11 protein-coding genes are annotated in these 13,544 nt (G+C 63.5%); 4 read left to right on the top strand and 7 right to left on the bottom strand.

Features of this window, described 5'->3' with window-relative positions:
* Nucleotides 1-85: 85 nt before the first annotated feature.
* The 3 genes from JC607_RS00290 to JC607_RS00280 form a co-directional block, all read right to left on the bottom strand.
* The gene (locus JC607_RS00290) at nucleotides 86-1,459 is read right to left on the bottom strand and encodes an efflux transporter outer membrane subunit (RefSeq protein ID WP_198834937.1); all 1,374 of its coding nucleotides are present in this window, start codon (nucleotides 1,457-1,459) and stop codon (nucleotides 86-88) included.
* Nucleotides 1,460-1,541: 82 nt separating this feature from the next.
* Nucleotides 1,542-4,700 (bottom strand): efflux RND transporter permease subunit, encoded by a 3,159-nt coding sequence (locus tag JC607_RS00285; RefSeq protein WP_198834936.1) that lies wholly within the window; start codon nucleotides 4,698-4,700, stop codon nucleotides 1,542-1,544.
* A 10-nt stretch (nucleotides 4,701-4,710) separates the two neighbouring features.
* Complete coding sequence (locus JC607_RS00280) at nucleotides 4,711-5,907, bottom strand: efflux RND transporter periplasmic adaptor subunit (RefSeq protein ID WP_198834935.1); 1,197 nt, start codon at nucleotides 5,905-5,907, stop codon at nucleotides 4,711-4,713.
* 141 nt (nucleotides 5,908-6,048) lie between these two features.
* Between JC607_RS00280 and JC607_RS00275 the strand changes: the two genes are divergently transcribed.
* Nucleotides 6,049-6,639: a TetR family transcriptional regulator gene (locus tag JC607_RS00275; RefSeq protein WP_233092537.1), complete on the top strand. Its 591-nt coding sequence runs from the start codon at nucleotides 6,049-6,051 to the stop codon at nucleotides 6,637-6,639.
* A gap of 28 nt (nucleotides 6,640-6,667) precedes the next feature.
* Here JC607_RS00275 and ugpC read toward each other — a convergent pair whose 3' ends face one another.
* From ugpC to JC607_RS00255, 4 genes are all read right to left on the bottom strand, one after another.
* Nucleotides 6,668-7,753, bottom strand: a complete 1,086-nt coding sequence (gene ugpC, locus JC607_RS00270; protein ID WP_198834933.1) for a sn-glycerol-3-phosphate ABC transporter ATP-binding protein UgpC — start codon at nucleotides 7,751-7,753, stop codon at nucleotides 6,668-6,670.
* Entirely contained in the window at nucleotides 7,753-8,595 is an 843-nt protein-coding gene (locus tag JC607_RS00265) for an ABC transporter permease subunit (RefSeq protein ID WP_198834932.1), read from the bottom strand. The genes ugpC and JC607_RS00265 overlap by 1 nt, the downstream gene beginning before the upstream one ends.
* A gap of 4 nt (nucleotides 8,596-8,599) precedes the next feature.
* Entirely contained in the window at nucleotides 8,600-9,562 is a 963-nt protein-coding gene (locus JC607_RS00260) for a carbohydrate ABC transporter permease (RefSeq protein WP_198834931.1), read from the bottom strand.
* 92 nt (nucleotides 9,563-9,654) lie between these two features.
* Nucleotides 9,655-10,950: an extracellular solute-binding protein gene (locus tag JC607_RS00255; RefSeq protein WP_198834930.1), complete on the bottom strand. Its 1,296-nt coding sequence runs from the start codon at nucleotides 10,948-10,950 to the stop codon at nucleotides 9,655-9,657.
* A 191-nt stretch (nucleotides 10,951-11,141) separates the two neighbouring features.
* Here JC607_RS00255 and JC607_RS00250 point away from each other — a divergent pair, with 191 nt between their 5' ends.
* From JC607_RS00250 to JC607_RS00240, 3 genes are all read left to right on the top strand, one after another.
* Nucleotides 11,142-12,032, top strand: coding sequence for a DMT family transporter (locus JC607_RS00250; protein WP_198834929.1), 891 nt, complete (start codon nucleotides 11,142-11,144; stop codon nucleotides 12,030-12,032).
* 63 nt (nucleotides 12,033-12,095) lie between these two features.
* Nucleotides 12,096-12,815 (top strand): L,D-transpeptidase, encoded by a 720-nt coding sequence (locus JC607_RS00245; RefSeq protein WP_198834928.1) that lies wholly within the window; start codon nucleotides 12,096-12,098, stop codon nucleotides 12,813-12,815.
* Between the two features lie 111 nt (nucleotides 12,816-12,926).
* Nucleotides 12,927-13,502: a L,D-transpeptidase gene (locus JC607_RS00240; RefSeq protein WP_092902264.1), complete on the top strand. Its 576-nt coding sequence runs from the start codon at nucleotides 12,927-12,929 to the stop codon at nucleotides 13,500-13,502.
* Nucleotides 13,503-13,544: the final 42 nt, after the last annotated feature.

Raw genomic sequence — 13,544 nt, 5'->3', positions numbered from 1 at the left:
CCGGTACAGGCCGGAAATGCGGGCCTGTACCGGGGTTATGAAACCATAACCCCGGTTACAGCTCTATGAAAACCCGGATCCCGCCTCACTTCATCGGAGCGGCAGCCGCGATCGAGACCGCAACATAGGCCGTTGCCTGATCCCGCACGGCGCCCGCCAGCGCGGTGCGCGCGGTAAGCGCGGTGCGTTCGGCATCCAGCACGGTGAAGAAATCGGTCTGTCCGGCCTGCCAGGCATCGCGGGCCAGTGTCACCGTCTCTTGCGCGGTCGAGACCAGCTTGCGCTGTGCCGCCACATTGGTGCCGCCGCGACGCCAGGCGGAAAGGCCGTTCTCGACCTCTTCCACCGCGTCGAGCACTTCGGCCTGCCAGCGGATATGGGCCTGGACCGCCCGCGATTCTGCGGCTTTCAGATTGGCCCTGTTGGCGCCGCCGGTGAAGATCGGCAGGTTGATCGCGGGGCCGAACGACCAGGAGGTCGGGGCGCCGCCGCCCCTGACATTCATCGGCCGGATCGAGCCCGAAAGGCTGACCGAAGGCCAGAATTCTGCCTCGGCGACACCGATCCGCGCGACAGCAGCAGCAAGACCGCGCTCGGCAATCTGCACATCGGGACGGGCGCGGATCACATCGGCCGGGAAGCCGACCGAGGGTTTCGAGCGCGCGGAGGGCTGCGCGCCGCCTTTTTGCAGCTGCGGGCGCAGAGTGGCGGTGCGCGAGGCCGTCAGCGTCGCGAGCCGGTTCACCGCCTGATCGAACCCGGTCTCGAGGACAGGCAGGCTCGCTTCGGCCTGGGCCACGGCCTGTTCGGCCTGAAGCACGTCAAGGCGGCTGGCCTGGCCGACTTCCAGCATGTCCTGGGTCAGGCGCAGCGTCTCGCGCCGGCTGCTGATGCTTTGCCGGGTCAAAGCGATGCTTTGCTGATAATAGCGCAGGTCGATATAGGTCGTGGCCACAGCGGCGGTGACAGCGCGGCGCGCGGCCTCTTCGGAAAGCTTCGAGGCCTCGAGTTCGGCAATGGCCGCAGCGCGGGCCGAGCGGTTGCCGCCGAAAATGTCAAACATCCACGAGGTCGAAAGCGTCGCGGAAGTGCTTTCCGTGATCGCGCCCGATCCCTGGCTGTCGCCCCGCGTCGCGCCGGCACCTGCGCTGGCCTGAGGCAGGCTGGCTGCGCGGGCAGCGGCCACACCGGCGCCTGCCTCGTCAATCGCTGCGACCGCCTCATGGATCGAGAGGTTGCGCGCAAGGGCCGTCGTGATCAGCCCGTCCATGGTCCTGTCCTGGAAGCTGAGCCACCAGGCACCATTGGCGCTGCGGGCAGGGGCGCCGGTTGCGAAAGCGGCGGCGGTGTCTGCGGTCGGCGCGGTATATTCTGTCGTGACACAGGCCGAAAGCGCCAGCGTCAGCGGCAGGATCGCGAGGTAACGCCCGAGGCGGGGCCGGAATTGGGTGCTGCTCATGGATGCGGTCTTTTTGTTATGGGGCCGGAGTGGGAAAGCAAAGAAAGCGACGGGGGCATGCTCTGCCATGCCCCCGCCAGGGTTATTCCGCCGGATGGACAGATCCTTGGGTATCATTGGCGGAACCCGTCTTTTTGAGACGTTTATGCGTCCCGAAGAGTTTCATCACGAAGACGAAGAAGATTGGCGCGAAGAGCACACCGAGGACCGTGGCCGCGATCATCCCGCCGACCACATTGATCCCGATGGCGTTCTGGCTGGCCGCCGAAGGGCCGGTCGCAATCGCCATCGGCACGACGCCCATGGTGAAGGCAAGGGACGTCATCAGGATCGGGCGGAAGCGCAGACGGCAGGCCTCGATGGTGGCTGCCATCAGCTCCTGACCTTCGGCGATCAGGTCTTTCGCGACCTCGACGATCAGAATGGCGTTCTTGGCCGAGAGCCCGACAATCGTGATCAGGCCCACGGTAAAGAAGACGTCATTTGACAGCCCCGCCCACATCACCGCCGCGACCGAACCGATGGCGCCCATCGGGACGATCAGCATGACCGAGAGCGGGATCGACCAGCTGCCGTAAAGACCGGCAAGGCAGAGGAAGACGAAGAGGATCGACAGGCCGATCAGCATCGGGGCCTGGCTGCCGCTTTCGATCTCCTGCTTCGACTGGCCGGTCCATTCATAGGCGAAACCGGTGGGAAGCTCGCCGGCCAGACGCTCCATCTCGGCGATGGCCTCGCCTGACGAATAGCCCGGTGCCGCCTCGCCATTGATCCTCAGCGCGGGGTAGCCGTTATAGCCGACGATCTGCGTCGGGCCGTAGCCCCATTCGGCGGTGGCAAAGGATGACAGTGGCACCATACCGCCCTGCACATTGCGGACGTTGATCTTCATCACGTCTTCGATGTTCATCCGGCTTGAGGCCTCGGCCTGGACCATGACGCGCTGCATTTTCCCTTCATTCGGGAAGTCATTCACATAGCCCGAGCCAAGCGCGACCGAGATGGTGCGGTTGATCTCGCCAAAGGTCACGCCGAAAGCATTGGCCTTTTCACGGTCGACACGCAGGCTGAGCTGCGGGCCGGCGGGAAGGCCTTCGACATACATCTGGCCAAGGATCGGGCTGTCGGCTGCGCCGGCAAGGATCTGGTTCGCCGCATCCTGCAGCGCCGCATTGCCCATATTGGCGCGGTCCTGCAGCCGGAAGGCAAAGCCTGAACTCGTCCCCAGCCCCTGGATCGGCGGCGGCGACAGCGCGAAAGCGATGGAATCGCGGATCGAGAACAGCATTCCCGAAAGCTTACCCGCAAGGCCCGGCGCCGAAAGCTCCGGCGTCTTGCGCTCGGCCCAGTCGTTCAGGGTCACGAAGGCAAGGCCCGAATTCGGCCCCTGGCCAAAGAAGGAAAAGCCCTGGATCACGACAATGGAATCGACGCCGTCCATGCCAAGAGCAAAGCCTTCGGCCTGTTTGGTGACTTCGCGCAGACGGTAGGTGGTGGCGCCGGGCGGGGCCTGGAGGTTGGCGATCAGGAAGCCCTGATCCTCATCGGGCAGGAAAGCCGACGGGATTTTGACATAGAACCAGCCAAGGCCCGCCACCAGGGCGACATAGATGATCATCATCCGCCCCGCACGCCGCGTCAGCCCGCCGACCGCGCCGGTATAGCCTTTGGTGGCGCGGTCGAAATTGCGGTTGAACCAGCCAAAGAGGCCGCGTTTCGCATGACCATGCCCTTTGGGGATCGGCTTGAGGAAGGTTGCACACAGCGCCGGTGTCAAGGACAGCGCAAGGAAGGCCGAGAAGGCGATCGACACAACCATCGTCAGCGAGAATTGCTGGTAGATGATGCCGACCGAGCCGGGGAAGAAGGCCAGCGGAATGAACACCGCCATCAGCGCCAGCGTGATCCCGACAATCGCGCCGGAAATCTGCCCCATTGCCTTTTTCGAGGCCTCTTTCGGCGGCAGCCCTTCTTCGGACATGATCCGCTCGACGTTTTCGACGACCACGATGGCGTCATCGACCAGAATACCGATGGCAAGGATCATCGCGAACATGGTCAGCACGTTGATCGAGAAGCCCGCCGCCAGCATCACCGCCAGCGTCCCGGCCAGCGCGATCGGCACCACGAGGGTCGGGATCACGGTATAGCGGAAATTCTGCAGGAAGACGAACATCACGACGAAGACCAGACCCACGGCCTCCAGCAGCGTCATCACCACTTTGTGGATCGAGGCCGAGACGAAGGGCGTGGTGTCATAGGGGATCTCATAGCCGATCCCCTCGGGGAAGAGCGGCTCGAGGCGTTCCATCACGTCGCGCACACCATTGGCGGTGTCCAGCGCATTGCCGGTCGGCGACAGCTGGATGCCGATGGCGGCGGTTTCCTGACCGTTGAGGAAGGTCTTGAACGCATACATCTCGGCATCGATCTCGATGCGCGCGACGTCTTTCAACTGCACCAGGCCGCCACCTTCGGCCGAGCGCAGCACGATATTGCCGAATTGCTCGGGGTTGGAAAGCTGGCCGGTCACCAGCAGCGTCGCCTGGATCTGGGTGCCCTCGGGCGCGGGTTCGGCGCCGATGGAACCTGCCGCGACCTGGGCGTTCTGTTCGGCAATGGCCGAGGTGATGTCGGTCACGGAAAGATCCAGACCCACCAGTTTCGCCGGGTCGATCCAGACGCGAAGCGCGCGTTCGGTCGCGAAGACCTGGGCACGGCCGACGCCGGGCACACGGCGCAACTCGTTGACGACATTGCGCGAAATATAGTCGCCAAGGGCCACGGCATCGAGACCCGAGTCCGGTGTCGCGGTCAGTGCCACCAGCATCAGAAAGCCCGCGCCGGCCTCTTCGACCAGAACGCCCTGTTGCTGTACCTGCTGCGGCAGGGCGGATTCGACCCGGCGCAGACGGTTCTGCGTGTCGACCACGGCCTGGGCCACTTCGGTCCCGGCCTCGAAGGTGACGTCGATGGTCACCGCGCCGGTCGATTCCGAGGTGCTCTGAAAGTAGAGCATGCCGGGGATGCCGTTCAGCTCTTCCTCGATGGGCTGGGTGACCTGCCGATACAGATCTTCGGGCGAAGCGCCCGCGAAACGGGTCGAGATCGAGACCTGCGGCGGCGCAACATCAGGATATTGCGAGACCGGCAGCATCGGCAGCGACAGCGCCCCCGCCAAGGTTATGAAGATCGCGATGACCCAGGCAAGGACCGGGTTGTCGATAAAAAACTTTGCCATGGATCAGGTCTCAGTTCGTGCTGGCTTCTGCCGGAGCAGCGAGCGCTTTTGCGCAGACATCGGGGGGGGTATCACCGGTCGAGGGGTCTGCCCAGCAGACCGGAGAAACCGGCGCGCCGGGGCCCATTTTCTGGAACCCGTCAACGATCAGCATATCGCCGGCAGTCAGGCCCTCATGCACGGTGACGCGGTTGCCGACCGACCGGCCAAGGCCGACCGTGCGCAGCTCGGCTGCGCCATTGGTCACAACATAGACCATGGCCTTGCCCGAAGCATCGCGCTGTACCGCCTGGCCCGGAATGGCGAAGGCCGCCGCTTCGGTGGCCTGTTCGACCGAGACACGCACATACATGCCCGGCAGCAGGATGCCATCCGGATTGGGGAATTCAGCCCGCAGCGTCACCTGGCCCGAAGACCGTTCGACCGAGGCTTCGGCGAACAAAAGCTTGCCGGGATGGGCATATTGCGAACCGTCATCCAGCAGAAGAACCACCCGGGCGGCGCCCGGCTCGACCTGGGTCAGTTCGCCCGAATCCAGCGCCTGGCGCAGACGCAGCAGTTCAGACACCGGCTGCTGCATATCGGCATAGACCGGGTCAAGCTGCTGGATCGTGGTCAGCACCTCGCCCTGGGCCGAAACCAGCGCGCCTTCGGTCACCTGGGCGCGGCCGATACGGCCCGAAATCGGCGCCTTGACCTCGGTATAGCTCAGGTTGATCTCGGCGGCGCGCAGCTGTGCTTTGGCTTCGGCCAGCGCGGCGGCGGCCTGGAGGCGCGTTGCGGTCGCCGTCTCGAATTCGGCCTGGCTGGTGATATTGCGCTCATTGAGCGAGGCATAGCGCCGCTCGGTCGCCTCGGCCTCGGCCAGCACGGCCTCGGCACGGGCAACAGAGGCCTTTGCCGCTTCGACCGCGATTTCATAGCTGGCACTGTCAAGGCGGAACAGCACATCGCCCGCCGTCACAAGGCTGCCCTGTTCGAACACCCGGGTCTCGATGATGCCGCCCACACGCGGGCGGACATCGGCCACCTGCGTGGCCGAGACCCGACCCGGAAGCTCGGAGGTTACGGGGATGCTTTCGGGCTGAACCATCACCACACCCACCGAGGCCGGCGGCATCCCGCCCTCCTGTGCCAGGAGGGACGTGGTTGAGAGCAGGGATATGCCGGCAACAACGGCCAGGGCACGGAAAATCGAAACGGGCATAGGATGTCCTGAAAAGCAGGGAGGAGGAGTCAGGTTTGTTCTGGGCATATGTCCAACTTGAACACGTGTCCAGCTTGTTTTTGCGCCATGACCTGCTAAAACGAATGAAATGCTGAAATCGGAGGCAATGATTTGGCCTATATGTCGCGCGAGGAACGGCGTGAGCAGATCATGAATGCCGTGGTCGAACTGGTTGCGCAGGAAGGGCTTGCGGCGGCGACGGTGCGACGGATCGCCTGCCAGCTGCAATGTTCGCCCGGCCAGATTCACCACCATTTCGATTCGGCCGAAGCCCTGCGCGCCGAGGCCGTGCGCGAGGTCTGGAGCCGGCTGGAGCCGCAACTCGTCGCCGCCTTGCGCAAATTATCGCCGCGCGAAAGGCTGATCACGGTGCTTTCGGGCTGCAAGGCGCAGATCCTTGGCGAGGACGATCCGCTTTTGAGGGTCGCAGAACGGCTCTGGAGCGAGGCCTGGGAAACCCGTCGCGATTCCGCGGTGCGCGTGGCGATAGTCGAAGGTGTCGGCAAGATGCGCAATGAGATCTGCACCAGCCTCACCGAAGGGGTGGCTTTGGGGGATTTTCCTGCGGATCTCGACGTCAGCCGGATGTCGCTCTTGCTGATCGCGGCCTCTCAGGGCTTTGATTTTCTGGAAGAGGTCGGGATCGCAGATGAACTCGAAACCGAGAAACGCACCTATATTGCCGAAGTGCTGCGCCGCGAGGGGCTCTGATAGTCCGGTTGTGATTATGCGGCCCTGATTATGCGGGTTGCGGCACGGCCAGCCCGGAGCGGGCGGCTGTGGCGATGCGTTTGCCGGTGCTGGTCTCGAACAGATGCAGCTTTGCCGCCGCCACCGAAAGCCGCATCTCACTGTCGATCTGCATGGCTGGATCAAGCGTCAGCACCAGCGGCTGGCCGTCGATATGGCCATGCACCAGACGCTGCGCGCCCAGCTCTTCGATGAAATCGGTGCGGAAGGGCAGGCCAGTAGCCGATGGCACCAGATCTTCGGCGCGGATCCCCAGTGTCACGGCACCCTTCGCGCCCGGCAGCTGCCCCAGCTCGATCACCGATGTGCCAAGGCGCAGCCGTGCACCGTCGAGCTCCGCGTCGAGCAGGTTCATCGCCGGCGCACCGATGAAAGAGGCGACAAAGGTCGAGGCCGGGCGCAGATAGATATCCAGCGGCGCACCGACCTGTTCGATCCTGCCCTCGTTCAGCACCACCAGCCGGTCGGCAAGCGTCATCGCTTCCAGCTGGTCATGCGTCACATAAAGCGAGGTGGTGCCAAGCCGCTTTTGCAGCCGCCGGATCTCGCCGCGCATCGTCACCCGCAGTTTCGCATCTAGGTTCGACAGCGGCTCGTCAAAGAGGAAGGCCGAGGGCTGGCGCACCACCGCGCGGCCCATCGCGACGCGCTGGCGCTGTCCGCCCGAAAGCGCGCGGGGCTTGCGGTCGAGATAGGGGCCGAGCTCCAGCATGCGGGCGGCCTCGGTGACGCGGGCCTCGATCTCGGGTCCCGGCGTGCGGCGGTTCTTCAGCCCATAAGCCATATTCTCGCGCACCGTCATATGCGGGTAGAGGGCGTAATTCTGGAACACCATCGCGATATCGCGGTCGGCGGGATCGATGCGGTTCACCACGCGATCCCCGATCTTCACCTCGCCGCCCGAGATGTCTTCCAGCCCCGCCACCATGCGCAGCAAGGTGGATTTGCCGCAGCCCGAAGGGCCGACCAGAACGATGAGCTCGCCATCCCGGATCGCAAGACTGATGCCCGATACCGATGGTGCCTTCGCCCCCGGATAGGTTTTCGAGACGTCGGTGATTGTGATCGAGGCCATTATTTATCGCTTTCCGTCAGGCCCCTGATGAACCAGCGCTGGAACACCACCACCACGATCACGGGCGGCAGCAGGGCCAGAACGGCAAGGGCGAAGGCTTCGTTGTAATCGGGGATCTGCGAACCGATCCAGACCTGGAGGATCTGCTTGATGCCGCGCATCAGGGTGAAGAACCGTTCCTCGGTCGTCATCAGCATCGGCCAGAGATACTGGTTCCAGCCATAGACGAACATGATGATGAAGATCGCCGCCATCATGGTTTTCGACAAGGGGATCAGAATATCGATCAGGAACTTCCACGGGCCTGCGCCATCGATCCGCGCGGCCTCCAGCAATTCGTCCGGGACGGATTTGAAGAACTGGCGGAAGTAAAAGGTGCCGGTGGCCGAGGCCAGCAGCGGCACGATCAGCCCGGTATAGCTGTTCAGAAGCCCCAGCGAGGACATGACCTGGTAGGAGGGCATGATCCGGACCTCCAGCGGCAGGAGAAGCGTCGTGAAGATGATCCAGAAGAGGAAAGTCGCAAACCGAAAGCGGAAATAGACCAGGGCGTAAGCGGCGGCCATCGAGAGCACGATCTTGCCCACCGCGAACCCGATCCCGAGGATCAGCGAATTCATCAGCATCGTCAGGCCAGTCACCTGGCCGGTGAAGCCGCCCTGCCGGGTCAGCACGGTCTGGTAGGTCCCGACCGCGTTATCGCCGGGGGTGAGGTAGAGGCCGTTCATATGGATATCGACCGCAGAATGGGTCGAGGTCATCACTGCGACCAGCACCGGCACGCACATGAAGAGTGTGCCGAGGATGAGGATGATGTGGTCGAAGGGTTTGATCCGGTTCATCGCATCACCCGTAATGCACGCGGCGTTCCAGCCAGCGGAACTGGATCAGTGTCAGCACCAGCACGATGACCATCAGGATCACCGATTGCGCCGCTGATCCGCCGATATCATTGCCGCGGAAGCCATCATTGTAGACCTTGTAGACCAGCGTCATCGGGTTGTTCGCCGGCTTGTCCTTCACCATCACATCGATCACCGCGAAAGTGTCGAACAGCGCATAGGTGATGTTGATGATCAGGAGGAAAAACGCGGTCGGCGCCAGCAATGGCAGGATCGCGGTGCGGAACCGGGTAAAGCCGTTGCGGCAATCGATCACCGAGGCTTCGCGCACGCTGGCCGGGATGCTTTGCAGGCCCGAGAGGAAGAAGATGAAGTTGTAGGGCACCTGTTTCCACACGGAAACCAGGATCATCGCGAAGGCGGTGTCCCAGTAATTGATGCCCACCTTCATGTCATAGCCGAACCAGGCCGCGAGGCGCACGAAAGGCCCGATATGCTGATCGAACAGCATCATCCCCATCAGCCCGGCCACCGGCGGCGCGATCGCATAGACCGCAATCAGCGCGGTGCGATAGCTGGTGCGGCCCCGGATCACCTTATCGGCCTTGACCGCGAAGAGAAGCCCGAGGCCCAGCGAGAACGCCGTCACCAGCACGGTGAACAGCGCCGTAAACCCCGCGATCCGCTGATATTCGCGCGAGCCGAGCGCGTCCTTGTAATTGTCGATGCCGACAAAGGTCGACCCGAACCCGAACGGGTCCTCGATATAGAAAGACGAGGTGATCGCCTGGACCGAAGGCCAGTAGAAAAACACGAAAATCACCGCGAGCTGCGGCGCGAGGAACAGCCAGGGCAAAAGCGGCTGGTCGAATTGCACCCGCTTTGCGGGTTCGGGCGCGGGGCCGGGGCGGCTCAGCCAGCGCCGGATCAGACCGGGGGGCGCGGGATGATGGGTGGCGTCACGCATCTTGGGCTTTCACAGGGGGAGAGAAGCGGGTGGAAAGAAACGGCGAAAGCCGGGCCCGCAAAACAGCAGGCCCGGCCGGTCATGCGCGATGATCAGCCCGAGGTTTTCGAGAAACGGGCGAGAAGCTCATTGCCTTCGGTCTCGATGGCTTTGAACGCGTCTTCGACGGTTGTCTCACCCGAGAAGATCTTGTTGAATTCGCGCTCTTCGATCACGCGGATCTGCGGGTAAAAGCCAAGCCGGTAACCTTTCGACCATTCGCCCTGCGGCTCCAGCAATTGCAGGATGCCAACTTCGGCGACCGGGTTCTCCTCATACCAGCCATCGGCCTTTGATTTCTCATAGGCGGCCCTGGTGATCGGCACATAGCCGGTGGCCTGGTGGTAGAAGGCCTGCACATCGGTCGTGGTCAGGAAGTTGAAGAAATCCGCCGAGCATTTGTTCTGGTCATCGGGCTTGCCGGACATGGCAAACAGCGCCGCACCGCCGATGAAGGTGGATTTATTGCCATCCGACGCGGTCTCGTCCCAGGGCATGAAGGTGGCCGAGAAGGGCATGGTCGCGGTTTTCGACAGCCCGCCGAACGAGCCCGAAGATCCGATCCACATCGCAACCTTGCCCTCTTCGAAAGGCTTCTGGTTGTCGGCCCAGCCGGCGCCGTAAAAGCCGAAGAGACCGTCTTTGTGCCAGGCGGCGAGGCGGGTCCAGAAGGCGATCATCTCAGGGGCGGTAGCGCGCAGCTCGGTGCCGCCGAACCCGTCATAGCCATTCTGGTTCGTGGCCATCTGGATGTTGTTGCGCGAGTAGAAATTCTCGAAAAGCTGCCAGGTCAGCTGGCTGGCGGTCAGCGGGATATAGCCCGCCTCTTTCAGCTTCGGCGCGACGGCTTCGAATTCGGCCCAGGTCTTCGGCGCCTCGACGCCCGCTTTCGCGAAAGCCCCGGTGTTCAGATACATGATCGGCGCCGAGGAATTGAACGGCATCCCGATGAACTTGCCCTCAGTATCGGCATAGAAATAGCGGATGCCGTCGATAAAGGCATCGCGATCAAAGCTGTGGCCATTCTGGATCAGCAGGTCTTCGGCAGGGATAGTGGCGCCTTTGGCATTGATGATGGTGGCGGCACCGGCGTCAAACACCTGGAGGATATTCGGCTGCTCGCCCGAACGGAAAGCCGCGATCCCGGACGCGAGGGCTTCTTCATAGGTGCCTTTCGAGACCGGCGTGATGGCGCAGGCGGATTGCGCCTCGTTGAATTTCCCGGCGACCTGATTGATCACCTGTTCATTGGCGCCACCCATGCCGTGCCACCAGGTGATCTGGACCGGATTGGCGAAAGCTGCGGTGCTGGTTGCCAGCAGCGCCAGCGCGGGAAGGAGTTTTTTCATGACCGGATGCCTCATCGGGAAGATGGGCGGAACCTGACCAGGCATTGTAACAGGGGCGCAGCATCGGGGCAGCAGTTTCACGACAATCAGCCCGGCAATCATGACGGGCAAGCGGGCTTGTCTTCGCCCGCGCGGCAAGTGACAAAGCGGTCAGCGGCGCTGTCGGAGCGCCGGATCCGGACCCTTTCGCCATGCAAATCCCCACCGAACCGACCCGCTTTGCCCTGCCGGGGCTGCTTTTGGGGGGCGTGCTGATCGGCTGCTCGCCGATCTGGGTGCGGCTGTCTGAGGTCGGTTCGGTCTCGACCGCCTTCTGGCGGCTGGCGCTGGCGCTGATCCCGCTCGCGCTTATGGCGGGCGGTGGCCGGTCAAGCGGTGCCGGGCAGCCGAAAACCCTGCGCGACCGGGTCGAGATCAGCCTGCCCGGCGTGATCCTTGGCGCCGAGCTGGTGGCCTGGCATATCTCGCTGCATCTGACGTCGGTCGCGAATTCGACGCTCCTGGTGAATATGGCGCCGGTTTTCGTGGCGCTTTTCGCCTGGATCGTGCTGAAAAAACCGCCGGGGCGGCTGTTTGCCCTGGCGCTGGCAGTCACGATTGTCGGGGTTGTTGTGCTCAAGGGCGGGCCGGAGGCTTTGCGCGGTGGCGATCTCAGGGGCGACGGTATCGCGATTTTCGCCGCCATGCTTTACGCCGCCTATATCCTGATGCTTGGCCGGGCGCGGCAGCGCTTTGCCACCGGCGTGATCATGCTCTGGAGCACCGCCGCCGCCGCGATCGCCGTCTTCCCCTTCGCGCTGATCACCGACCCGAGCCTGATCCCCCTGACGCTTGCGGGCTGGGGCGTGCTGGTCGGCCTGTCCTGGATCAGCCAGGCCGGCGGCCAAAGCCTGATCGCCTGGGCACTGGCCTTCCTGCCGGCGATCTTTTCCTCGCTGACGCTTTTGCTCCAGCCGGTCATTGCCGCGCTGCTGGCCTGGGCGGTGCTGGACGAGGCCCTGACCCTGAGCCAGGCCCTTGGCGGGGTGATCGTGCTTTGTGGCATATGGATCGCACGTGCCGCCCAGATGCGACAGGCCTGAGGCATTTAAGTTCTGCTTAAGCTATGCGGGCAAGACCCGCGCGAAATCCACCGGAGTAGTCCCATGCCGAACCTGTCCAGCGCCGCCTTCCTTGCGCTGTCGCTTATTGCCTTTGCCGCCTGTGTGCCGGTGGAGCCGATCCCTGTCGATCCCGTTGCCGCTGCTGCCGCCGCTGAAGCAAAGGCCGAAGCCGAACGGGCCGAGGCGCAAAAGCGCATCGCCTTTGCACCGGTCAGCGGTGATGTCGCCGCGATGTATGCCGCGCGTGAAGATGGCGGCCAGATCATTGCCGGCATCGACCCTGCAAAGATGAACCCGGATCATGTCCGCCGCGTGGTCGAATTCCAGACCAGCGAGGCGCCTGGCACCATCATCGTCGATCAGGGGGCGCGCGCGCTTTATTTCGTGATGCCCGAGGGCAAGGCGCTGCGCTATGCTGTCGGGGTTGGCCCCGACGCGATGCGGTTTGACGGCGGGGATGCGGTGATCGACCGCAAACAGGCCTGGCCGCGCTGGATTCCGACCGCGGATATGGTCAAGCGCAATCCGGGCCGTTACCTGAAATATAAGGACGGCGTGCCCGGCGGCATTTCGAACCCGCTCGGCGCACGGGCGCTTTATATGCAAAAGGATGGGCGCGACACCTATTACCGGGTGCATGGCACCAATGATCCGACCTCGGTGGGGCGCGCGGTTTCGGCCGGCTGCATCCGGATGCTGAACCAGGATGTCATCGATCTTCACGCCAGAGTGACCATCGGTGCCAAAATCGTGGTGCGCTGAGGCGGCAGGCTTAAGCTTCGGTTAAGCGCGGCGGGTGATCCGGGCGGCAATGGGCCTAAAGCCTGTGTCTGACGCCAATTCATGCCCCGAATGCCTGCCAAGGAGACCGAGATGAGCACCAACCCCACCCGCCGCCGCGCCCTGCTGACCGCCGCCGCCGGGCTAACCGCCCTGGCGGCGCCCGGGCTTTTGCGCGCCGAAACCCAGGCGCTGCCGGCCTATCCGCGGCACAATTCCTCGGGCTTTCAGATGCAGGACTGGCGTGACCATTTCGACAGCCTCGGCTCGGGTGTCATCGTCGCGGATTTCGGCTCGCGTGCGCTGCATTACTGGTCGGGGAATGGCCAGGATTACCGGCTGTTCCCGACTTCGGTGCCGCTGACCGAAGAGCTGACGAAACGCGGCTATACCGAGGTCGTGCGCAAACGTGTCGGGCCGGACTGGACGCCGACCGCCGATATGCGCCGCCGTGACCCCTCGCTGCCGGCCTATCTGCCACCGGGCAAGGACAATCCGCTGGGCACCCATGCGATGTATCTCAGCTGGCCCGCCTATCTGATCCACGGCACCCACGACACCCGCAAGATCGGGCGACCGTCCTCGTCGGGCTGCGTCGGGCTTTACAATGAGCATATCGAACAGCTCTTTGCCGTGGTGCCGGTGGGCACCCGCGTGCGGATCATCTGATCAGAGCGGTCAGATAACCGGGCGGGTCAGGTAACGGGCCGC

Origin of the sequence: Paracoccus sp. IB05, assembly GCF_016405985.1 — a bacterium.
Classification (GTDB): domain Bacteria; phylum Pseudomonadota; class Alphaproteobacteria; order Rhodobacterales; family Rhodobacteraceae; genus Pseudogemmobacter.
This window is presented reverse-complemented; position numbering and strand designations above follow the sequence as displayed.